18 protein-coding genes are annotated in these 23,057 nt (G+C 71.3%); 8 read left to right on the forward strand and 10 right to left on the reverse strand.

What is annotated here, in order from left to right; genetic code table 11:
- Positions 1–39: 39 nt before the first annotated feature.
- Complete coding sequence (locus ACWFR4_RS01410; RefSeq protein WP_453650190.1) at positions 40–1,044, forward strand: hypothetical protein; 1,005 nt, start codon at positions 40–42, stop codon at positions 1,042–1,044.
- Between the two features lie 146 nt (positions 1,045–1,190).
- On the opposite strand, the gene ACWFR4_RS01415 is transcribed toward ACWFR4_RS01410, so the two are convergent.
- The 3 genes from ACWFR4_RS01415 to ACWFR4_RS01425 form a co-directional block, all read right to left on the reverse strand.
- Positions 1,191–2,651, reverse strand: a complete 1,461-nt coding sequence (locus ACWFR4_RS01415; protein WP_453461506.1) for a glutamate synthase subunit beta — start codon at positions 2,649–2,651, stop codon at positions 1,191–1,193.
- Positions 2,644–7,239: a glutamate synthase large subunit gene (gltB, locus tag ACWFR4_RS01420; protein WP_453461503.1), complete on the reverse strand. Its 4,596-nt coding sequence runs from the start codon at positions 7,237–7,239 to the stop codon at positions 2,644–2,646. Before gltB ends, ACWFR4_RS01415 begins: the two co-directional genes overlap by 8 nt.
- 347 nt (positions 7,240–7,586) lie before the next feature.
- Positions 7,587–8,318, reverse strand: a complete 732-nt coding sequence (locus ACWFR4_RS01425; protein WP_375994585.1) for a VIT1/CCC1 transporter family protein — start codon at positions 8,316–8,318, stop codon at positions 7,587–7,589.
- Positions 8,319–8,591: 273 nt separating this feature from the next.
- Between ACWFR4_RS01425 and ACWFR4_RS01430 the strand changes: the two genes are divergently transcribed.
- The 7 genes from ACWFR4_RS01430 (at position 8,592) to ACWFR4_RS01460 (ending at position 17,157) form a co-directional block, all read left to right on the forward strand.
- The gene (locus ACWFR4_RS01430; protein ID WP_453461497.1) at positions 8,592–9,632 is read left to right on the forward strand and encodes a LacI family DNA-binding transcriptional regulator; all 1,041 of its coding nucleotides are present in this window, start codon (positions 8,592–8,594) and stop codon (positions 9,630–9,632) included.
- Positions 9,633–9,666: 34 nt separating this feature from the next.
- The gene (locus tag ACWFR4_RS01435; RefSeq protein ID WP_453650191.1) at positions 9,667–10,764 is read left to right on the forward strand and encodes an ADP-ribosylglycohydrolase family protein; all 1,098 of its coding nucleotides are present in this window, start codon (positions 9,667–9,669) and stop codon (positions 10,762–10,764) included.
- A 391-nt stretch (positions 10,765–11,155) separates the two neighbouring features.
- Positions 11,156–12,355: an ADP-ribosylglycohydrolase family protein gene (locus ACWFR4_RS01440; RefSeq protein WP_453650193.1), complete on the forward strand. Its 1,200-nt coding sequence runs from the start codon at positions 11,156–11,158 to the stop codon at positions 12,353–12,355.
- A complete protein-coding gene (locus ACWFR4_RS01445) occupies positions 12,355–13,566 on the forward strand; it encodes an ADP-ribosylglycohydrolase family protein (RefSeq protein WP_453650195.1) in 1,212 nt (403 codons plus the stop codon). The genes ACWFR4_RS01440 and ACWFR4_RS01445 overlap by 1 nt, the downstream gene beginning before the upstream one ends.
- Positions 13,566–15,068, forward strand: coding sequence for an ADP-ribosylglycohydrolase family protein (locus ACWFR4_RS01450; RefSeq protein WP_453650197.1), 1,503 nt, complete (start codon positions 13,566–13,568; stop codon positions 15,066–15,068). Before ACWFR4_RS01445 ends, ACWFR4_RS01450 begins: the two co-directional genes overlap by 1 nt.
- The gene (locus tag ACWFR4_RS01455) at positions 15,065–16,324 is read left to right on the forward strand and encodes a CaiB/BaiF CoA transferase family protein (protein ID WP_453650199.1); all 1,260 of its coding nucleotides are present in this window, start codon (positions 15,065–15,067) and stop codon (positions 16,322–16,324) included. The genes ACWFR4_RS01450 and ACWFR4_RS01455 overlap by 4 nt, the downstream gene beginning before the upstream one ends.
- Positions 16,321–17,157 (forward strand): HpcH/HpaI aldolase/citrate lyase family protein, encoded by an 837-nt coding sequence (locus ACWFR4_RS01460; RefSeq protein WP_453461483.1) that lies wholly within the window; start codon positions 16,321–16,323, stop codon positions 17,155–17,157. The genes ACWFR4_RS01455 and ACWFR4_RS01460 overlap by 4 nt, the downstream gene beginning before the upstream one ends.
- A gap of 74 nt (positions 17,158–17,231) precedes the next feature.
- Here the strand turns inward: ACWFR4_RS01460 and lgt are convergent, their stop codons facing one another.
- The 7 genes from lgt to ACWFR4_RS01495 all read right to left on the reverse strand — a co-directional run bounded on the left by lgt (position 17,232) and on the right by ACWFR4_RS01495 (position 22,967).
- Positions 17,232–18,242 (reverse strand): prolipoprotein diacylglyceryl transferase, encoded by a 1,011-nt coding sequence (lgt, locus tag ACWFR4_RS01465; protein ID WP_453650201.1) that lies wholly within the window; start codon positions 18,240–18,242, stop codon positions 17,232–17,234.
- An 89-nt stretch (positions 18,243–18,331) separates the two neighbouring features.
- Positions 18,332–19,111 (reverse strand): DsbA family protein, encoded by a 780-nt coding sequence (locus ACWFR4_RS01470; RefSeq protein ID WP_453468834.1) that lies wholly within the window; start codon positions 19,109–19,111, stop codon positions 18,332–18,334.
- A gap of 93 nt (positions 19,112–19,204) precedes the next feature.
- The gene (trpA, locus tag ACWFR4_RS01475; RefSeq protein ID WP_453650203.1) at positions 19,205–20,020 is read right to left on the reverse strand and encodes a tryptophan synthase subunit alpha; all 816 of its coding nucleotides are present in this window, start codon (positions 20,018–20,020) and stop codon (positions 19,205–19,207) included.
- Complete coding sequence (trpB, locus tag ACWFR4_RS01480; RefSeq protein ID WP_453468836.1) at positions 20,017–21,303, reverse strand: tryptophan synthase subunit beta; 1,287 nt, start codon at positions 21,301–21,303, stop codon at positions 20,017–20,019. The genes trpA and trpB overlap by 4 nt, the downstream gene beginning before the upstream one ends.
- Positions 21,304–21,409: 106 nt before the next feature.
- Positions 21,410–21,556, reverse strand: coding sequence for a tryptophan biosynthesis modulator TrpM (trpM, locus tag ACWFR4_RS01485; protein WP_368080809.1), 147 nt, complete (start codon positions 21,554–21,556; stop codon positions 21,410–21,412).
- Positions 21,557–21,564: 8 nt separating this feature from the next.
- Positions 21,565–22,374 carry an indole-3-glycerol phosphate synthase TrpC gene (trpC, locus tag ACWFR4_RS01490; protein ID WP_453650204.1) on the reverse strand — a complete coding sequence of 270 codons (810 nt, stop codon included), beginning with the start codon at positions 22,372–22,374 and terminating at the stop codon, positions 21,565–21,567.
- Positions 22,375–22,520: 146 nt separating this feature from the next.
- Positions 22,521–22,967: a DUF2752 domain-containing protein gene (locus tag ACWFR4_RS01495; RefSeq protein WP_453468838.1), complete on the reverse strand. Its 447-nt coding sequence runs from the start codon at positions 22,965–22,967 to the stop codon at positions 22,521–22,523.
- Positions 22,968–23,057: the final 90 nt, after the last annotated feature.

The following is a 23,057-nucleotide window of genomic DNA, read 5'->3' on the forward strand; positions in this document are numbered from 1 at the left end:
CGACCGTGACCGACACCCGATGCCCGGGAGCCCTGCCCCATGCCGCGCACCACCCCGCCCCGCCCCGTCGACGTCGAAGCGCTCTTCCCCGAGCTGGGTGCGCTGCGCCGCTCGGCGACCCGGCTGCATCCACGGCCCGGCACCCCCACGGTGCACGACAGCTCGGTCGGCGGTCCGATGCTGTGGCCCGCAGGCGAGCCGTGGCCGGTCTGCACGATCGCGCACAGGCGGTCCAGCGGCTACCGCTACGCCGATGTCCTGTGCAGGCGGGAGATCCTGGACCGGGCCTGGCGGCGCGATCCGCGGTCCGGCCCGAACACCGAGGACCGCGCCGAACTCGCCGGTTTCAAGCGCGGCCGGCACGCCCCGGACCTGACCGACAGCGACCCGATCCCGCTGCTCGCCGTCGCCCAGCTCCACCGCCGTGACGTCCCCGGACTGCCGTTCCCCGAAGAGGGCGATCTGCTCCAGGTGTTCTGGTGCGGCTACGAGCGGCACGGCGAGACCCGCCACGAGCCGCACGTCCACCTCCGCCGACGTCATGCCGCGGACGTCACCGAACCGCTCTCCGAGCAGCCGGTGCCCGAGGTCGTGGGCCGCGAGGAGCTCGTCCCGAGTGCGTGCGTCCTGCACCCCGAAGTGGTCACCGAGTACCCGTGGTTCGAGGAGCTCGGACCCGGGCTGCAGGAGCGTATCGAGCGCTGGGCCGCGCCCGACGGCGAGGAGGAGGACGAGGACGAGGTCTACGTGTCGGACCTGTCGACGGCCCCCGGCTGGAAGGTCGGCGGTCACATCGCCTGGAACCTCACGGGGCCGACCCGTCTGAACTGCGCCGCCTGCGACGCGGACCTCTTCCCGCTCCTGACCGCGGCCGCCACCGAGTGGGATCCCAGCACGACCAGCTGGATCCCGTACGAGGACCGGCAGGACAGTGGTGCCGGGGGCGCCAACACCCCGACCCGCGTCTCCCCCGGCCGCGGCCGCCTGACCATCGCCGTGTGCCCCCGCGACCCGCACCATCCGCTCCGGCTCGTCACGCAGTGAGTGACCGCGGCGCGGCGGAGGGCCGACGCACCGCGACGCCCGCCCAGGCGTCCGGTCGGGGACAGTTCGGGCGAGCGTCGCGCTCAGTTCCGTACGCCGTTGTACGGGACGTCTTTTGAGGGGCCCTCAGACCGCCGTCGCGTCGGTCAGACGGTCAGGGAGCGGTCCGTCGGGCGGATCGGGGCCGGCAGTTCGCTGGCTCCGGTCAGGAACCGGTCGACCCCGCGGGCGGCCGAGCGGCCCTCCGCGATGGCCCACACGATGAGCGACTGGCCGCGGCCCGCGTCACCGGCGACGAAGACGCCGGGGACGTTGGTCTGGAACTCGTCGTCGCGCGCCACGTTGCCGCGCGCGTCGAGGTCCAGGGCGAACTGGGAGACGAGGCCGTTGTCCTGGTCCGTGCCCGTGAAGCCCATCGCGAGCGTGACCAGCTGGGCGGGGATCCTGCGCTCCGTGCCCGGCTTCTGCGTCAGCTTGCCGTCGATGAACTCCACCTCGCCGAGGTGCAGGTACTGGACGTTGCCGTCCTCGTCGCCCTCGAAGTGGGTGGTCGACACGGAGTAGACCCGCTCGCCGCCCTCCTCGTGCGCGGACGTCACCTTGTAGAGCATGGGGAACGTCGGCCAGGGCTGGCCCGCGTTCCGGTCCTCGCCCGGACGCGGCATGATCTCCAGCTGCGTGACCGAGGCCGCGCCCTGGCGGTGGGCGGTGCCCACGCAGTCAGCGCCGGTGTCGCCGCCGCCGATGACGACGACGTGCTTGCCCTCGGCGGAGACGGGCGTGGTGACGTAGTCGCCCTCCTGGACCTTGTTGGCCAGGGGCAGGTACTCCATCGCCTGGTAGACGCCCTTGAGTTCACGTCCCGGGACCGGCAGGTCGCGGGCGGTCGTGGCACCGGCGGCGATGACCACGGCGTCATAGCGCTTGCGCAGCTTCGCGGCGTCTATGTCGCGGCCGATCTCCACGCCCGTACGGAACTTGGTGCCCTCCGCGCGCATCTGCTCGATGCGGCGGTTGATGTGGCGCTTCTCCATCTTGAACTCGGGGATGCCGTAGCGGAGCAGGCCGCCGATGCGGTCGGCGCGCTCGTAGACGGCGACCGTGTGGCCGGCCCGCGTCAGCTGCTGGGCGGCGGCGAGTCCCGCCGGGCCCGAGCCGATGACGGCGACGGTCTTGCCGGAGAGGCGCTCCGGGGCCTGGGGCGCGACGTCGCCGCGGTCCCACGCCTGGTCGATGATCGAGACCTCGACGTTCTTGATGGTGACGGCCGGCTGGTTGATGCCGAGCACGCACGCCGACTCACAGGGCGCCGGGCAGAGGCGGCCGGTGAACTCCGGGAAGTTGTTGGTGGCGTGCAGCCGCTCCTGCGCCGCCGACCAGTCCTCGCGGTACGCGTAGTCGTTCCACTCGGGGATCAGGTTCCCGAGCGGGCAGCCGTTGTGGCAGAACGGGATGCCGCAGTCCATGCAGCGGCCGGCCTGCTTGCTGATGATGGGGAGCAGGGAGCCGGGAACGTAGACCTCGTTCCAGTCCCGCACGCGCTCGCCGACCGGACGGGTCTTGGCGACCTCGCGGCCATGGTTGAGAAAGCCCTTGGGATCAGCCATTGGTCGCCGCCTCCATCATCTTCTCGGTGGTCTCGGACTCGGAGAGTCCGGCTCGCTCGGCGGCGTCCTTGGCGGCGAGCACTGCCTTGTACGTGCTGGGGATGATCTTGCTGAAGCGGCCCACCGCCACCGTCCACTCCGCGAGGAGCTTCTCGGCGACCGTCGAGCCGGTCTCCTCCGCGTGGCGGCGCACGACGTCGTGCAGCCACTGCTTGTCGGTGTCGTCCAGGGCCTCGACTGCCGTCTGGGACGAGGCGTTCACGTTGTCGAGGTCAAGGTCGACGACGTACGCGATGCCGCCGGACATGCCGGCCGCGAAGTTGCGTCCGGTCTCGCCGAGGACGACCGCGCGGCCACCGGTCATGTACTCACAGCCGTGGTCGCCCACGCCTTCCGAGACGACCGTCGCGCCCGAGTTGCGGACGCAGAAGCGCTCGCCGGTGCGGCCGCGCAGGAACAGCTCGCCGCCCGTGGCGCCGTACGCGATCGTGTTGCCCGCGATCGTCGAGTACTCGGCGAGGTGGTCGGCGCCGCGGTCCGGGCGGACCACGATGCGTCCGCCGGACAGGCCCTTGCCGACGTAGTCGTTGGCGTCGCCCTCCAGACGGAGCGTGACACCGCGCGGCACGAACGCGCCGAACGACTGGCCCGCGGAGCCGGTGAAGGTGATGTCGATGGTGTCGTCGGGCAGGCCCGCGCCACCGAACTTCTTCGTCACCTCGTGGCCGAGCATGGTGCCGACCGTGCGGTTGATGTTGCGGATCGCGACCTGGGCGCGGACCGGCTGGGCGTCGGCCTGCGCGTTCGCGGCGAGCGCGTCGGCGGCCAGCTTGATCAGCTCGTTGTCCAGGGCCTTCTCCAGGCCGTGGTCCTGAGTGATCACCTGGTGGCGCACGGCGCCCTCGGGCAGCTCGGGGACGTAGAAGAGGGGCTCGAGGTTGAGGCCCTGGGCCTTCCAGTGGTCCACGGCCCGCTCGGTGTCGAGGAGTTCGGCGTGGCCGACGGCCTCCTCGATGGTGCGGAAGCCGAGCTCGGCGAGGATCTCGCGGACCTCTTCGGCGATGAACTCGAAGAAGTTCACGACGAATTCGGCCTTGCCGGAGAACCGCTCGCGCAGGACGGGGTTCTGCGTGGCGATGCCGACCGGGCAGGTGTCCAGGTGGCAGACGCGCATCATGACGCAGCCGGAGACGACGAGCGGCGCGGTCGCGAAACCGAACTCCTCGGCGCCGAGCAGCGCGGCGATGACGACGTCGCGGCCGGTCTTGAGCTGGCCGTCGGTCTGGACGACGATGCGGTCGCGCAGGCCGTTGAGCAGCAGGGTCTGCTGGGTCTCGGCGAGACCGAGCTCCCAGGGACCGCCGGCGTGCTTGAGGGAGGTCAGCGGCGAGGCGCCGGTACCGCCGTCGTGGCCGGAGATGAGCACCACGTCGGCGTGCGCCTTGGAGACACCCGCGGCGACCGTGCCGACGCCGACCTCGGAGACCAGCTTCACGTGAATCCGCGCCTGCGGGTTCGCGTTCTTCAGGTCGTGGATCAGCTGGGCCAGGTCCTCGATGGAGTAGATGTCGTGGTGCGGCGGCGGCGAGATGAGCCCGACGCCCGGCGTCGAGTGACGCGTCTTGGCGACCCAGGGGTAGACCTTGTGGCCGGGCAGCTGGCCGCCCTCGCCGGGCTTGGCGCCCTGCGCCATCTTGATCTGGATGTCGTCCGCGTTGACCAGGTACTCGCTCGTGACACCGAAGCGGCCGGAGGCGACCTGCTTGATGCTGGAGCGGCGCGCCGGGTCGTACAGCCGGTCCGCGTCCTCGCCGCCCTCACCGGTGTTGGACTTGGCGCCCAGCTGGTTCATGGCGATGGCGAGGGTCTCGTGCGCCTCCTTGGAGATGGAGCCGTACGACATGGCGCCCGTGGAGAACCGCTTGACGATCTCGCTGACCGACTCGACCTCGTCGATGGAGATCGCCTCGCGGCCGCTCCTGAAGCCGAAGAGGCCACGCAGCGTCATCAGACGCTCCGACTGCTCGTTCACGCGGCCCGTGTACTTCTTGAAGATGTCGTAGCGGCGGTTGCGCGTGGCGTGCTGGAGGCGGAAGACCGTCTCCGGGTCGAACAGGTGCGGCTCGCCCTCGCGGCGCCACTGGTACTCGCCGCCGATGTCGAGGGCGCGGTGCGCGGGCGCGATACCGCTCGCCGGGTACGCCTTGGCGTGGCGGGCGGCGACCTCCTGGGCGATGACGTCGAGACCGGCGCCGCCGATCTTCGTCGCCGTGCCGTTGAAGTACTTCTCGACGAAGGCCTCGTCGAGGCCGACGGCCTCGAAGACCTGGGCGCCTCGGTAAGAGGCGACGGTCGAGATGCCCATCTTGGACATGACCTTGAGGACGCCCTTGCCGAGCGCGTAGATCAGGTTGCGGATGGCCTGCTCGGCCTCGACGCCGGGCAGGAACGTGCCGGCGCGGACCAGGTCCTCGACGGACTCCATCGCCAGGTACGGGTTGACGGCCGCGGCGCCGAAGCCGATGAGGAGGGCCACATGGTGGACCTCGCGCACATCGCCCGCCTCGACGAGCAGGCCCACCTCGGTGCGCTGCTTCGTACGGATGAGGTGGTGGTGGACGGCCGCGGTGAGCAGCAGCGACGGGATCGGCGCGTGCTCGGCGTCGGAGTGCCGGTCGGAGAGCACGATCAGGCGGGCGCCGGCCTCTATGGCGGCGTCGGCCTCGGCGCAGATGTCCTCGATGCGGGCGGCGAGCGCGTCGCCGCCGCCGGAGACCCGGTACAGGCCGGACAGGGTCGCGGCCTTCATGCCGGGCATGTCGCCGTCGGCGTTGATGTGGATGAGCTTGGCCAGCTCGTCGTTGTCGATCACCGGGAAGGGCAGGGTGACCGAACGGCAGGAGGCCGCGCTCGGCTCGAGCAGGTTGCCCTGCGGGCCGAGGGTGGAGCGCAGCGAGGTGACGAGCTCCTCGCGGATGGCGTCCAGCGGCGGGTTCGTGACCTGCGCGAACAGCTGGGTGAAGTAGTCGAAGATGAGCCGCGGGCGGGCGGAGAGCGCCGCGATCGGCGAGTCCGTGCCCATGGAGCCGAGCGGCTCGCCGCCGGTCTTGGCCATCGGCGTGAGGATGACGCGCAGCTCTTCCTCGGTGTAGCCGAAGGTCTGCTGGCGGCGGGTGACCGAGGCGTGGGTGTGGACGATGTGCTCGCGCTCGGGGAGGTCCTCGAGCTCGATCTCACCGGCCTCGAGCCACTCGGCGTACGGCTTGTCGGCGGCCAGGCCGGCCTTGATCTCGTCGTCCTCGATGATGCGGTGCTCGACGGTGTCGACGAGGAACATCTTGCCGGGCTGGAGGCGGCCCTTGCGGACGACCTTCGCGGGGTCGATGTCGAGGACGCCGACCTCGGAGCCGAGGACGACGAGGCCCTCGTCGGTGACCCAGTAACGGCCGGGGCGCAGACCGTTGCGGTCGAGAACGGCACCCACCTGCGTACCGTCGGTGAAGGTCACGCACGCCGGGCCGTCCCAGGGCTCCATCATCGCGGAGTGGAACTGGTAGAAGGCGCGGCGGTCGGCCGCCATGGAGGCGTGGTTCTCCCAGGCCTCCGGGATCATCATCAGGACGCTGTGCGGCAGGGAGCGGCCGCCGAGGTGCAGCAGTTCGAGCACCTCGTCGAAGGACGCCGAGTCCGAGGCGTCGGGGGTACAGACGGGGAAGATCCGCGACAGGTCCTCGGCGCCGAACAGGTCGGAGGCGAGCTGCGACTCGCGCGCCTTCATCCAGTTCCGGTTGCCCTTGACCGTGTTGATCTCACCGTTGTGCGCGACGAAGCGGTACGGGTGCGCGAGCGGCCAGCTCGGGAAGGTGTTCGTGGAGAACCGCGAGTGGACGAGCGCGATCGCGGATGCGAATCGGCGGTCCGACAGGTCGGGGAAGAAGGGCTCGAGCTGGCCGGTGGTCAGCATGCCCTTGTAGACGATGGTGCGGGCGGAGAGCGACGGGAAGTACACGCCGGCCTCACGCTCGGCACGCTTGCGCAGGACGAAGGCCTTGCGGTCGAGCGCGATGTCCTTCGCGGTGCCGTCGGCGTCCGAGACGAAGATCTGGCGGAAGGCCGGCATCGTCGAGCGGGCGGTGGCGCCGAGGAGCTGCGGGGCGACCGGCACCTCGCGCCAGCCGAGGACGGTGAGGCCCTCCGCGGCGGCGATCGTCTCGATCTGTGAGACGGCGGCGGCGTTGTCGGCCTCGTCGACGGGCAGGAAGGCGATGCCGACCGCGTACGCGCCGGCGTCGGGCAGATCGAAGGAGACCGCGGCACGCAGGAAGGCGTCCGGGACCTGGGACAGGATGCCCGCTCCGTCACCCGAGTCGGGCTCGGAACCGGTGGCACCTCGGTGCTCCAGGTTGCGCAGAACCGTGAGCGCCTGTTCGACCAGCGCGTGGCTCGCCTCGCCGGTGAGGGTGGCCACGAAGCCGACGCCACAGGCGTCGTGCTCGTTGCGGGGGTCGTACATGCCCTGGGCGGCAGGGCGAGCATCCATGTACGGCTGGTTCATGGAGTGCTGGGACGGCTGGCGCGGCGTGCGCATCGGCTCTCCCGTCGTCGTTTTTCGTGGCATATGACATCTGCCGAGGGACGACGTTGGCCCTCTGCTGGGGGTGCAAATTTCATGCAGGTTACATAATGGAACGGTTCTCGGGAACCGGATACTGCGTTCCAGTATGCGGACACCGCGGTGGCGGTGGCGGTGCCGCTCCCGATGGCGGAACGGCGGCGGAATAAGGGACCTTCACGGGCAGATCGATGTCCGCGGGTCCATGAGCGAGGCGGGCGTCATTGCCCGCAGCGCTTACGGCTCATGCCCCGCCGTTAAGCAATCGAAACCGCCGGGTAACGGCTACTTATACAGAGACCTGTATAGCCATCACTGGGGCGTCATCCTACGGCCGTACCGAACAGGCTGCCCAGGAGATACGTCACACCCGCCGCGGCACCACCGAGAGCCAGCTGGCGCACCCCGCTGAACCACCAGGACCGCGCCGTCACCTTGGCCACGATCGCCCCACAGGCGAAGAGGCCGACGAGTGCGAGCAGGACCGCGGGCCACAGGGCGCTCGCACCCAGCAGATAGGGCAGCAGCGGAAGCAGGGCGCCGAGCGCGAAGGAACCGAAGGAGGAGACGGCGGCGACGGTCGGCGACGGCAGGTCACCGGGGTCGATGCCCAGCTCCTCGCGCGCATGGATCTCGAGAGCCTGCTCGGGGTCCTTCGACAACTGGCGCGCGACTTCCCGTGCGAGGTCGGGCTCCACACCACGCGAGATGTAGAGGTCGGCGAGCTCCCGCTCCTCGTCCGCGGGGTGCTTCCTCAACTCCCGCCGTTCGACGTCGAGTTCGGCCTCGACCAGCTCGCGCTGGGAGGCGACGGAGGTGTACTCGCCGGCGGCCATGGAGAAGGCGCCGGCGGCAAGGCCGGAGAGCCCGGTGATGATGATCGTCTGCTGCGACACGGCGCCGCCCGCGACACCGGTCATCAGGGCCAGGTTCGAGACGAGTCCGTCCATCGCGCCGAACACCGCGGGGCGCAGCCAGCCGCCGTTGACGTCGCGGTGCGTGTGGTTGTCGCGGTGCGCGTCGTGCAGCGTCGCTTCGGTCTCGATGATGGCCATTTCGCCCAGTGCTCCTCTCGTACGGAGCCGATGCCGCGCAGCGTTCCCGCGGGACCGGACTCCCCCCTCAACATCGTCGAAAGTACGCACGGATTCGAGCCCCCGCCAGCAAGGAAGGCCGTACTTACCTGGGCTTTCGACCGCTTTGCCCACCCGCCCGAACGGCCCTCACCGTCACCCGAGAGATGGATCACATGATCTGAGCGTTGACGGACGGGGGAAACATCGCCGCAACACCTGTAAACGTTTCCAACTGCGGTGAGGAGCGACCCCATGTCTCCGGTGCCGGGCGGCGGCCAGCCGACGATCGTGTCGATCGCACGGCGGGCCGGGGTCTCCATCGCGTCGGTCTCCCGTGTCCTCAACGGCCTGGGCGCACGACGGGAGACCGTCGAGCGGGTGGAGCGCGCCGCGTCGGACCTCGGCTACGTACCCAACGCCGTGGCCCGCTCCCTCAAGGACGGCAGGACCCGGCAGCTCACCTTCGCGCTGCCCGACATCGGCAACCCGGCCTACGTGGCGATGGTCCGCGCCGTCCAGGGCGTCACCAAAACGGCGGGCTACCGCCTGCTCCTGCACTCCACGGACGCGGTCGTCGACGACGAACTCGCCGTCCTGCGCAGCCTCGGTGACCGCACCAGCGACGGCCTGATCATCTGCCCCATCCGCATCACCGACGACCACATCGACGCGCTGACCTGCGCGGCGGGCCCCGTCGTGGTCATGGGGTCCCTGCCGTCCGGGGTGCCCGTGGACAGTGTCCGCGCCGACTCGGTGACGGGCGCGGCCCTCGCCGTACGCCATCTGCACGACACCGGCTGCCGCCGCATCGCGTTCATCAACGGCCCCTCCGACACGGTCCCCGGCCGCAACCGGGAGGAGGGCTACCGCGCGGCTCTCGCCGAGTGCGGACTCGTGTACGACGACGCGCTGGTCGTCGAGACCGGCTTCGGTATCGAGGCGGGCGCCCGGGCCGCCGGAGAACTGCTCGGCCGGCGACCCGACGCCGTGTTCTGCGCCAACGACCAGCTGGCGCTCGGCGCGGCCCGCGCACTGCACTCGCGGGGCCTGCGCATACCGCAGGACGTAGCGGTCGCGGGGATGGACGACAGCGTGCTCGCCCAGTCCGTGTGGCCCCCGCTGACCAGCGTCGACCTGGGCTCGGCAGAACGCGGGCGGCGCGCGGCCGAACTCCTGGTGGAACGCCTGGACGGCACGGCCCCGATGTCCCGCGGCACCACGGCCACGGCCCCACCGCGCCTGGTGGTCCGCGCATCCACAGCACCGCCGACCGAGAACACGAGGACCACATGAGTGCCCACCGCACCTCGCAGAGTCCGAACACGCCATGAGCGTCAGCCTCGACCCCGACCCGTCGCAGGACGCGGAAGGTCCCCGAAGGCTCGGCACGGTCCCGCACCGCCAGCCGCCGGCCGCGATCTCCCTGCGGGACCGCGCCCGGGGAGCCCTGCTCGGCCTCGCGGTGGGCGACGCACTCGGCGCGCCCGCCGAGAACATGAAGCCGTCGCAGATCCGCGAACGATGGGGCCGTATCGAGGGCTTCGTCTCGCCGGACCCGGCGGGCACGGACGACACCGAGTACGCGATCTTCTCGGGCCTGCTGCTCGCGGACCACGGTTCGGCGCTCACCGTGGGACATGTCGAGGCGGCCTGGCACACATGGATCGCCGACCGCGACGAGGGCCCGTTCCGGGGCGCGGGCTTCAGCGAGAGAGGAACCCTGGAGAACCTTCGCCGGGGCCTTGCGGCACCCATCTCGGCGCAGCACCGCCACGCGTGGAGCGACGGACTCGCCATGCGGGCGGCCCCGTTCGGGGTGTACGCGGCGGGCCGCCCGGCGGAGGCGGCACGCCTCGCAGCGGTGGACGGCTCGGTGTCGCACGACGGGGAGGGCATCCTCGGAGGCCGGGCGGTGGCGGCCGGGGTCGCGGCGGCGATGGTGAGCCACAACCCGGACACGGTGGTCCAGGCAGCCTTGTCCGCGATCCCCGAGGACTCCTGGACGGCGCGCTCGCTGCACCGCGCGGTGGCGGCGGCCCGCAGGGCCCGCCGTGACCCCGACGGCACCCAGCTCTCCATGGAACGAGAGGTACGCCGGGCGGTGGTGATCGGCGGCTACCCCTGGCCGGACCTCGCCCCCGAGGCGGTGGGCCTGGCCTTCGGCGCGTTCGCCGCGGCCCGGGGCGAGTTCAGGGAGTCGGTCCTGATGGCGGTGAACATGGGCCGCGACGCGGACACGACGGCCGCGGTGGCAGGCGCCCTGGCCGGCGCGCTACGCGGCGAACGCACGATCCCCGCCGACTGGGCGAAGACGATCGGCCCGGTCCGGGGCAGCTGCCTACCTTCAATGACGGGCCGTCACATCCTGGACATCGCCAACACCTTGACCCCCAAGCCCTCACCCCCAGCGGGAGCCACAACGTGACGCCCCACCACCCCGCACCCACCCACGTACACGGGCTTGGGCCCCCGCACCCACCCACATACACGGGCTTGGGCCCCCGCACCCACCCACATACACGGGCTTGGGCCCCCGCCCCCACCCACGTACACCGGATGAGAGCCCCGGCACCCACCCACACAGAGGGTCCGACGGACCCCGGCCCCAACGCACCGGCACCCGCGACCGAACGGAAGGGGCCGGGCCGGTATGTCCGCCCGGAGCGGCACCCACAACTGACGCGCACGAAAACCGACGCCGAACCATCCAAGCGAGGACGGACATACCGGACCGGCCCCGCACCCGCCACGGGCGCGAGCCACAAGCCGAGAACAGGCCCGCGCCCGACAGCCCACCCCGGAGAGGCCCGCACGACATGACGCCCCCCACGGTCACACCCGAAACGAAACCCCGCGCCACAGCAGCCCGCACAACCCCCCGCCGGATCGAGGGCCTACTACTGGGCATCGCCGCAGGCGACGCCGCAGGCTGGCCCTCGGGCCGACACCGCGCAGCCCGCCTCCCCGAATGGACCCGCCGCCTGACCCGAGAACTGGACACGTTCGCGGAGCAGAACGCGACCACGACGCTCCCCGTACCGATCGCGCTCAACCAGCCCCCGGAACCCCTGCGTCTGGGCCCGTCGGACGATGCGGAATGGGCGGCGTTCACGGCAGCCTCGATCCTGAACGCCACCAAGGCGAGAGCCCGGAGCGCGAACCTCCCCCCGGACGAACACGTACGCACGGCACTCACCCTCGCCTGGAACACCCTCGCCGCCGAGGTGGCCGAGGCAACGGCCCGAGCGGACGAGATCGAATCGGCGCGCATGCCGATGCGGGCACGCATCTCTGTAAGAGCGGGCCTGGGCAACCTGGCGGCGGGCCTGAGCCCCCCGGCCACAGGACACGACAACCCGCACTACTTCGACGACGCGGCCTGCGTACGCGCGGCCGTACTGGCCGTGGTCCACCCGGGTGCCCCCGAACTCGCTGCGGAACTGGCGGAGTTCGACGCCCGGTACACCCAGGACGGCGACGGGGTGTACGGCGCCAGAGCCATGGCGGCGGCCGTGGCGACAGCGCTGGGCGGCGCACCGGTGGACGCCTGCGTGGACGCCGCGCTGGCCCAGCTCCCCGAGGGAACCGAGATCCGCCGCAACGCGCTGCACGCGGTGGACCTGGCGCGAAGGGCGGCCGCGGCCCGCCCCGGCCTGCCGGGAAACGCGTTCGCCCTGGTCCCGGTCCTGGAGCACGAAATCGTCGACCACGTCTACAGCTACGGCATCGCGGCGGCGGAAACGGTCCCGGTGGCCCTGGCCGTGGCGACCGCGGCCGGCGGCGATGTGACGGAGGCGGTACCCACGGCGGCGTGCCTCTCGCGGGTGGCGGACTCGGCCCCGGCGCTGGCGGGCGCGCTGACCGGAGCGATCGGCGGAGCCGACACGCTCCCGGCGAGCTGGCGGGACGCCTGCCGCATGCTCGCGGGCTGCGCACTCCCGCGCCTGGCAGGAACGGACCTCGTGGACATCGCAACAGACCTGACCAGGGCAGCAACCACACCGAAAGGCCCCTGATGACCACCCCCACAACGGCCACCCCCACCCCGAAGCGAACCCCGGAAGGAACCCCCACCCCCCGCTCCCTGGAGGACCGCACCACCGGAGCCCTCCTGGGCGCCGCGGTGGGCGACGCGCTGGGCGGCCCGGTGGAGGGCTGGACGCCGGAGGCGATCGCGGAGCGCCACGGCGGCCGGGTCCGCGGCATCGTGGAGCCGTTCCACAAGGACGACTGGCGTACGGCGCGCCCGATCGCCCCGTACCACAAGGGCGACGGTCACGTCACCGACGACACCTTGATGACGCACGCGCTGATCAGGGTCTACGAGAACGTACGGGACCACCTGGACGCGTACGCGGTCGCAGACCACCTCGTCCCCGACCTGATCACCAACACCCGCTGGATCCCGGAGCTGGAGGCGGAGGCGCTCCCGCTGCAACGGATCTTCCTGGCCGAGAAGTGGATCGTGGCGCGCATCCACTACGGCCATGTGGACCCGCGCGAGGCGGGCGTGGGCAACATCGTGAACTGCGGCGCGGCGATGTACATGGCTCCGGTCGGAGCGGTGAACGCCGGCAACCCCGGCAGGGCGTACGAGGAGGCGCTGGACGTCGCGGGCGCACACCAGTCGTCGTACGGCAGGGAGGCCGCGGGCGTCTTCGCGGCGGCGGTCGCCGCGGCGTTCAGGCCGGGTGCGACGCCGGAGTCGGTGGTCGAGGAGGCGCTGGCTCTCGCGAAGGACGGCACGAGGTCGGCGATCGATGCGGTATGCGAAGTGGCGCGTGACCACACGGACTTCGAGGACGCGCTGGGACCGCTGCGGGAGGCGGTCACGCCGTTCGACACGGTCGGCCCGGAGTACCGCAAGCCGTCGCTCGGGGCGCGCCGCCCGTCTCGGCTGCACGCGATCGAGGAGTTGCCGATCGCGCTCGGGATGCTCCTGGTCGGCCAAGGCGACTTCCGCCGGACGGTCCTCGGCTCGGTCAACTACGGCCGTGACTGCGACTCGATCGCGACGATGAGCGGTGCGATCGTGGGTGCGCTGCACGGGGAGTCGGCGGTGCCGCAGGAGTGGAGCGGTGAGGTGGCCCGCGCGAGCAGACTCGACCTGCACACACCGGCGGCCTCACTGGCCCGGGTCACGCGCGAGGTCTTCGCCAAGGACATGACCCGCCGCCGGTCCCACGAGGCGGCGTTCGCCGAACTCACCGCGACCGCGGGGTCGTGATGCTGCGCCTCACCTGGGTCCAGCCCGAGGACCTGCTCGGCCACGAGCTGCGCCAGGCAGCACAGGACGGCCGGGACGCGAGCGAGGTGGAGCGCCGCTGGCGCGAGGCGGGCGGCCACCCGCCCCCCGAGCGCGCGGGAGCGTCACCGCCACCCCAGGACCCAGGACTACGGGCACTGGCGAACACACTCCTGGACGAACTGGCCTCAACACAGAGCCCCCTGAAGGCACTTGAACCGACCTCCTTTCCGGAGATCAGGCAACTCACCCCTCAACCAGCCCGTCCGGCGCTTGAGGACAGGGAACGCGGGGGCCTGGGGGCGGCGCCCACAGAAACCCCCGGGACGAAAAGCCTGCACGCGTCCTGGCTGGGCAGAGCGGTCGGCTGCCTCCTGGGCAAACCCGTGGAGAAACTCCCCCTGCACGGCATCCGGGCCATCGCGAAGTCCACGTCCAACTGGCCTCTGAACACCTGGTTCACGCACCGGAACCTCCCGCAGGACGTGGCGGAGCGCTACCCCTGGAACCGCCGCTCCCGCCCCACCTCCCTCGCCGAGAACATCGACGGCATGCCGGAGGACGACGACCTCAACTACCCGCTCCTCGGCCTGCTCCTGCTCCGGCGCCACGGCGCCGAGTTCACCACGGCGGACGTGGCGCAGCTGTGGCTCGACGAGTTGCCGGCGGGCCGCACGTTCACCGCGGAGCGCATCGCGTACCGCAATCTCCTGGACGGCATCGAGCCCCCGGACACGGCCGTGCACCACAACCCGTTCCGGGAGTGGATCGGCGCCCAGATCCGCGCGGACGTCTTCGGCTGGACGAACCCCGGCGACCCCGCCCGGGCGGCCGAGCTGGCCCACACGGACGCGACGTTGACGCATACGGCGAACGGCGTCTACGGAGAGATGTTCGTAGCGGCAGCCATCGCCCACGCAGCAGCACGAACCGCCACGACAACCCATGCAGCAGCACCAGCCGCCACCACGCCCCACACCGAGACACCACCCCGCGCCACCCCCACCACAGTCACCACCCCCACGACCCCCACCATCCACAGCACCCTCGACGCCGGCCTCTCCGTGATCCCACCCGACTCGCGCTACGCCCAGGCAATCCGCTTCGGCATCGAGACGGCCCGCGCCGAACCCACCGGCACCCCGGCCGGCTTCGCGTCCGTGGTCGACACGCTCCACGCCCGCTACGCCCACGACCACCACTGGGTGCACGTCCTGCCCAACGCGGCGCTCCTCGCCGCCGCGCTCACCCACGCCGACGGCGACTTCACGGGGTCCATCTGCCGTGCGGTGTCGGGCGGCTGGGACACCGACTCCAACGGCGCGACGGCCGGTTCGATCGCCGGCCTCCTCGCCGGCTCCCCCGACGCGATCGACGACCGCTGGACCACCCCGCTCAAGAACCGTCTGGCGACCTCGGTCGCCGACTTCGACGGGATCGGCTTCGACGAACTGGCCAGGCTCACTCAGGAGGCCCGCACATGAATTCCGATCACGACCAGCACCCCACCACCACGCCCGACACACCCTCACCCAACACCCCCACCCCCCAACACCCCGCCCCCCTGCAGGGCCTGCGCGTCCTCGACCTCGCCACCCTCTTCGCCGGCCCGCTCGCCGCCACCTTGCTGGGCGACTTCGGCGCGGACGTGATCAAGGTCGAGCATCCCCGTAAACCGGACCCGTCCCGAGGCCACGGCCCGTCGAAGGACGGCGTCGGCCTGTGGTGGAAGCTCCTCGGCCGCAACAAGCGGAACATCACCCTCGATCTCTCCACACCGGGCGGGCGCGAGATCCTCCTCAAGCTGGTCGCGGACGCGGACGTACTGATCGAGAACTTCCGTCCCGGCACCCTGGAGAAGTGGAACCTCGGCTGGGAGGAACTGAACGCCGCCAACCCGCGCCTGGTACTCACCCGCGTCACCGCCTTCGGCCAGTTCGGGCCGTACTCGCGACGCCCCGGATTCGGCACGCTCGCCGAGGCGATGAGCGGCTTCGCCGCGCTCACCGGCGAGCCCGAAGGCCCCCCGACACTCCCGCCGTTCGGCCTCGCGGACTCGATCGCCGCCCTCTCCACGTCGTACGCGGTGATGGCCGCGCTCCAGGGCCGCGAGCGGACGGGGCGGGGCCAGGTCGTCGACATGGCGATCATCGAGCCGATGCTGACGGTCCTCGGCCCGCAGCCCATCTGGTACGACCAGCTCGGCTACGTGCAGCCGCGCACCGGGAACCGGTCCACGAACAACGCCCCGCGCAACACCTACCGCACGAGCGACGACAAGTGGGTGGCGGTCTCCACGTCCGCCCAGTCGATCGCCGAGCGCGTGATGCGCCTGGTCGGCCGCCCCGAGCTGATCGACGAGCCGTGGTTCGAGACGGGTGCGGGCCGCGCGGGCCACGCCGACGAACTCGACGCTGCGGTCGGGTCCTGGATCGCCCGGCACTCGCGGGACGACGTCCTCGCGGCCTTCGAGAAGGCGGAGGCCGCCATCGCCCCCGTCTTCGACATCCGCGACGTGATGGAGGACGAGCAGTACCAGGCGCTCGGCTCGATCACCGAGGTGCCCGACCCCGAGCTGGGCACGGTCAGGATGCAGAACGTGCTGTTCCGCCTCTCCGAGACCCCCGGCGCGATCAAGTGGGCCGGCCGCCCCCACGGCGCCGACACGGACGAGATCCTTACGGGCCTCGGTCTTTCCCCCTCGGAGATCACCACCCTCCGCGAGGCGGGCGCGCTGTGACCGCTCAGTCCTACGAGACGTTCCTGACCTGGCTCTACGCCCCGGGAGACCGGCCGGAGGTGGTGGCGAAGGCGCTCGACTCGGGCGCCGACGTGGTCCTGATCGACCTGGAGGACGCGGTCGCCCCCGACCGTAAGGCGTACGCCCTCGACGCGACCGCCGAGCTGCTCGCCGAGAAGCACCCGGTGCCGGTGCATGTGAGGGTCAACGCGCTGGACTCGCCGCGCGCCGAGTCCGAGGTCAGACGGCTCACCCCGCTCCCGGGCCTCGGCGCCCTGCGCCTTCCCAAGGTCCACGGCCCCGCCGATCTGGACCGTGTCTCGGACTGGTCGGTCGAGGTGCCGCCCCTGTACGCCCTCCTGGAGTCGGCGCTCGGCGTCGAGCAGGCGTACGAGATCGCGCGGCATCCCGGCGTACGGGGCATCGCGCTGGGCGAGGCGGATCTGCGGGCGGAGCTCGGCGTGGCGAACGGCGAGGGTCTGGCGTGGCCACGCGGGCGGGCGGTCGTCGCCGCGCGCGCCGCGGCGCTGCCCCCGCCGCCGCAGTCCGTCTACCCGGACGTCCGCGACACGGTGGGCCTGGCCCGCTCCTGTTCGCATGGCCGGGCGCTCGGCTTCTTCGGCCGTATGGCGATCCATCCACGCCAGCTCCCCGTCATCGAGGCGGCGTTCCTGCCGACGGCGGCGGAGGTCGACGCGGCGACGGAGGTCGTCGGCGCCGCCGCCACGGAGGCGGGGGCCCTGGCGCTGCCCGACGGCCGCTTCGTCGACGCGGCGATCGTGTCGGACGCGCGCCGGGTCCTTGCGCTGGCGTCACGCCGTCGCGGGGGCTGACCGGGACAGAGCGACGGGGGCGCCGGATCGGATCGATCCGGCGCCCCCGTCGACGTATGGGTGGTGAGGCTCAGCTAGCTCTTCCCGGCCTTCGTGGCCCCTGCCTCACCGTTGGCCTCGTCCTTGCCGGCGGCCTCGTCCTCGGCCGCCTCGGTGGACTCGGCAGCGTCACCCGCTGCCTTGTCCTCCTCCTTGACCTCAGCCTTGTCCCGGGGGTCGGAGTCGTCGCCCTTGGCCTTGGCCGTGTCAGTGTCCGTGTCATCGTCACCGGTACCCGGCTCCACGATCGCTTCGCGGCCGGGGCGGATCTTCGCCGAGATCACGATATAGATCACCGCGAGCAGGAAGACACCCATCGCGGTCCAGTCGTTGAGCCGCAGACCGAGGATGTGGTGGGCGTCGTCGACGCGCATGTACTCGATCCAGAAGCGGCCCACGCAGTACGCGGCGACGTAGAGCGCGAAGGCCCGCCCGTGGCCGAGCTTGAAGCGGCGGTCCGCCCAGATCACGAGCAGCGCGACACCGATGCACCACAGGGACTCGTACAGGAAGGTCGGGTGGTACGTGCCCGGCACGCGCCCGTCCGCCGACGACGTGATCTTCAGGGCCCACGGCAGGTCGGTGGGCCTGCCGTACAGCTCCTGGTTGAACCAGTTGCCCCAGCGGCCGATGGCCTGCGCGATGGCGATGCCGGGCGCGATGGCGTCGGCATAGGCGGGGAGCGGGATGCCGCGCCTGCGGCACCCGATCCACGCGCCCACGGCGCCGAGCGCGATGGCACCCCAGATCCCGAGGCCGCCCTCCCAGATCTTGAAGGCGTCCACCCAGTCGCGGCCCTCGCTGAAGTACAGCTCGTAGTCCGTGATCACGTGGTAGAGCCGCCCGCCGACGAGGCCGAACGGCACGGCCCAGACCGCGATGTCGGCAACGGTGCCGGATCGCCCGCCGCGGGCGATCCAGCGTTTGTTGCCGAGCCAGACGGCCACGAAGACGCCGATGATGATGCAGAACGCGTAGGCCCGCAGCGGAATGGGTCCGAGATGGACCACTCCGTGAGCCGGGCTGGGGATGAAGGCAAGAGTCATGGCAATGTCGACGCTACCGTGCCGGGCCGTGGCGGCGGCAACCAGCCCGGCTACGGGTCCATAACGAGACCTCGCGTCTGCGGCCGCTCCTACGGCTTGTCGGCCGCTTGCACCATCTGCTTCAGCTTCGCGGGGGTCAGCGGGTTGGCCTGGTCACCGAACACGTTCTTCCCGTTCAGGAGCACCGTCGGCGTGCCCTGGAAGCCGCCGTCCTGGAACGCCTGGTTCGACTTCTTGACCCAGCTGTCGTGGCTGCCGTCGTCGACACACTTCCTGAAGTCCGGCGTCACGAGGCCGCCGACCTTGCCGGCCAGCGCGATCAGCTTGCCGTTGTCGGCGAAGGCGTCGTCGGTCTCCGGGGGCTGGTTCTCGTAGAGGACGTCGTGGAACGGGGTGAACTTCCCGGCGTCCTGGGCACACGCCGCCGCGTTCGCCGCGCGCAGGGAGCCGCTGCCGCCCATGTTCTTGTCGATGAGCGTGGCCAGGTGGTATTCGACCTTGAGCTGTCCGGAGTCGGTCAGCTCGTGGATCGTCGTGCGGTAGGCGTTCTCGAAGGCCTTGCACGCGGGGCAGCGGAAGTCCTCCCACACCGTGAGTGTCGACTTCGCACTGTCCTTGCCGACCGGGATCGCGAGGCTGTCCTTGCCGACCGCACCCTGCGGGGCGACGACGGGCCCCGAGGCGTCACTCTTGTCGTCACCGGAATTCGCCGCGATCACGCCGATCACGGCGGCCAGCGCCAGGACGCCCACGACGGCGCCCCCCACGATCACGCCCCTGCGGCGCCTGTCCTTGGCTCTCTGCTTCTCGCGCTCCTCCGCCAGCCGGTCACGGGCGGTGCGCTTTCCGTCACGGTTCTTCTCGCTCACACCCACCAAACGAACCGGGGAGGCACCAGCGTGCCTCCCCGGTCCCAGGTCCACCCATATGGGTTACGACGTAATGGGCTACGACGTCATGGGTTACGCCTTGACGCGCACCCCGTCCGCGAGGTCCGCCGCGAGGGCCCGCACGGCGGCGAGTCCGGCGGCCTGGTCGTCCGCGTCGAGCATCAGCTTCACGAACGCCGAGCCGACGATGACCCCGTCGGCGAACCCGGCGACCTCGGCCGCCTGCTTCGCGTTCGAGACGCCAAGGCCGACGCAGACCGGCAGGTCGGTGGTGGCCTTGGTGCGGCGCACGAGGTCCTGGGCCTGGTTGCCGACGGACTCGCGGGTGCCGGTGACGCCCATCAGGGAGGCGGCGTACACGAAGCCGGAGCCCGCGGCGGTGATCGTCGCGAGGCGCTCGTCCTTGCTGCTGGGGGCGACGACGAAGACGGTCCCGAGGCCGTGCTTGTCCGCGTGCTCCCTCCAGGTCGCCGACTCCTGGACGGGCAGGTCGGGCAGGATGCAGCCCGCGCCGCCCGCCTCGGCGAGCTCGGCGGTGAACCGCTCGATGCCGTAGCGGTCGATGGGGTTCCAGTACGTCATGACGAGGACCGGCTTGCCGGTCGCCGCGTGGGCCTCGCGGACCGTGCGCATGACGTCGGCGATCCGGACGCCGCCGCGCAGCGCGATGTCGTCCGCGGTCTGGATGACGGGCCCGTCGAGGACGGGGTCGCTGTGCGGCAGCCCGACCTCCACGACGTCGGCGCCGCCGTCGAAGACGGCCTTGATCGCCTCGATGCCGCCGTCCACGGTCGGGAACCCGGCGGGGAGGTAGGCGATGAGGGCGGAGCGGCCCTCTGCGCGCGCGGCGGCGAGGGTGTCGTTCAACAGCTGGATGTTGCCGCTCACTTGGCGTCTCCCTGGATCTCCGCGCCGGTCCCGGCCGCGTCCGCCGCGACGGCGGCGTCGGTGTCGTACAGGCCGAAGTAGCGGGCGGCCGTGTCCATGTCCTTGTCGCCGCGCCCGGACAGGTTGACGATCATCAGCCCGTCCTTGCCGAGCTCCTTGCCGACCTCGATGGCTCCGGCGAGCGCGTGGGCGCTCTCGATGGCCGGGATGATGCCCTCGGTGCGCGAGAGCAGGCGCAGTGCCTGCATGGCGGCGTCGTCGGTGACCGCGCGGTACTCGGCGCGGCCGCTGTCCTTGAGGAAGGCGTGTTCGGGGCCAATGCCCGGGTAGTCGAGGCCCGCCGAGATCGAGTAGGGCTCGGTGATCTGGCCCTCGTCGTCCTGGAGGACGTAGGACCGTGAGCCGTGCAGGATGCCGGGCTCGCCCGCGGTCAGCGTCGCGGCGTGCTCGCCGGTCTCCAGGCCGTGGCCGGCCGGCTCGCAGCCGATGAGGCGCACGTCGGCGTCGGGGATGAAGGCGTGGAAGAGGCCGATGGCGTTCGAGCCGCCGCCGACGCAGGCCACGGCCGCGTCGGGCAGGCGTCCGGCGCGCTCCAGGATCTGGCGGCGGGCCTCGACGCCGATGACGCGGTGGAAGTCGCGGACCATCGCCGGGAAGGGGTGGGGTCCCGCGACGGTCCCGAAGAGGTAGTGCGTGCGGTCGACGTTGGCGACCCAGTCGCGGAACGCCTCGTTGATGGCGTCCTTGAGGGTGCGGCTGCCGGACTTCACGGCGACGACCTCGGCGCCGAGCATCCGCATGCGCGCCACGTTGAGCGCCTGGCGCTCGGTGTCGATCTCGCCCATGTAGATGGTGCACTCGAGGCCGAAGAGGGCGCAGGCGGTGGCGGTGGCCACGCCGTGCTGGCCGGCGCCGGTCTCGGCGATGACGCGGGTCTTGCCCATGCGCTTGGTCAGGAGGGCCTGGCCGAGCACGTTGTTGATCTTGTGCGAGCCGGTGTGGTTGAGGTCCTCGCGCTTGAGGAACATCCGGACGCCACCGGCGTGCTCGGCGAACCGCGGCACCTCGGTGAGGGAGCTGGGCCGTCCCGTGTAGTTGACGAGCAGGTCGTCGAGCTCGGCGGCGAAGGCCGGGTCGTTCTTGGCCTTGTCGTACTCGACGGCGACCTCGTCGACGGCGGCGACGAGCGCCTCCGGGATGAACTTGCCGCCGAACGCGCCGAAGTACCCCTCACTGGTGGGGACTTGACCTTCGGGGTCGGGAATGAAGAAGTTACTGGGCATGCGAAACCTCATGGTGTGAACGGGTGTGGACACTACGCGCCATGGGGCAGGGTTACTTGTCGGCAGCGGGCCGCCTGTGGCGGGCCCGCGCCGTTCACCGCGCCCCTTATGGGGCGCAGCACCATCGCATCCCGTTGACCTGACCCGGCTCGTCGCCGATGACGTAACGCACCCGGCGCCCGTGCACACGCCGCGCCGGCGCCCGGCAGCCGCGGGGGCGGCAGCCGGGTGCGAGGCGGGCGGCGATGGCCATCGGGGAGGTCAGCTCCTGCCGTGGCGCAGGGCGGGGTGGGCGCCCGCGGCGACCAGGTCGGAGACCGCGGTGCGCGGGTCGCGGCCGGTCACCAGGGACTCGCCCACGAGGACGGCGTCGGCGCCCGCGTTGGCGTACGCAATGAGGTCGTGCGGGCCTCGCACGCCCGACTCGGCGATCTTGACGATGTGGTTGGGGATCTCCGGGGCGACCTGCTGGAACGTGTCGCGGTCGACCTTGAGCGTCTTGAGGTTCCGCGCGTTCACGCCGATGATGCGGGCGCCCGCGTCCACGGCGCGCTCCACCTCGTCCTCGTCGTGCACCTCGACGATCGGCGTGAGCCCGATGGACTCCGCGCGCTCGATGAGCGACTCGAGGGCGGGCTGATCCAGGGCGGCCACGATCAGCAGCGCGAGGTCGGCGCCGTACGCCCTGGCCTCCCACAGCTGGTACGAGGTGACGATGAAGTCCTTGCGCAGGATCGGGATGTCGACCTTGGCGCGCACGGCCTCCAGGTCGCCGAGCGAACCGCCGAACCGGCGCTGCTCGGTCAGTACGGAGATGACGGCGGCGCCGCCCGCCTCGTAGTCGGCGGCGAGGCCGGCCGGGTCGGCGATCGCGGCGAGCGCGCCCTTGGACGGGCTGGAACGCTTGACCTCGCAGATCACCTTGACGCCGTCGCCGCGCAGGGCGGCCACCCCGTCCTTGGCGGCAGGTGCCTTGGCCGCGCGCTCCTTGAGCTCGTCGAGGCTGACGTGCGCCTGCCGCTCCGCGAGGTCGGCACGGACTCCGTCGATGATCTCGTCGAGCACACTCACGCGAGCGGCCCCCTTCCTGACGGTGGAGCGGTGGAAGCTGATTGCCCCGAGGAGCAATCCACTGGTCACAGTGATGATATCCGGAGGAGGGCGCAGGCTCCGCATCCGGTTGACGCCGGTCCCACTACCTGGACAAATACTGTTGATCAAGGATGGAGCCAGCCACCTAGGGGCAGGTTCCGGACAACCGTGAAGACAAGGACCACGGCGCCCACGGCCCACAGGTGGGGGCGTCCGAGATCGATCCGTACGGGCAGCCCCCGTGCCACCCGTACGGCCCATACGGCCCACAGGACGGCGAAGAGGGCGTAGCCCGCCACGGCGAGCGCGTTGTCCCCCAGAGCGGCCGTGAGGTCGCCGTGGACGAGCGCGTGGGCGCTGCGCAGACCGCCGCAGCCGGGGCAGTAGATCCCCGTGTAGTGGAGCAGCGGGCAGGCGGGGTAGTGGCCCGGCTCGTTCGGGTCGACGGACCCGACGTACGCGAAGCCCATACCGACCGCGGTGAGGACACCGGCGGGGACGGCCAGCCGTCGCAGCGAACCGGCGGCACCGCTGGTCAGGGTGGCCGCGGAGGTGTCCGTTTCGGCGTTCACCCGTGAATTGTGCAACGGGCCCGCCGGGTCCGCCCGTCGGCGCGCAGCGCGTGGAAAGCGTGAGAGGCGGTCCGGCACCTGGTGCCGGAC

Source organism: Streptomyces sp. NPDC055140 (genome assembly GCF_053607285.1).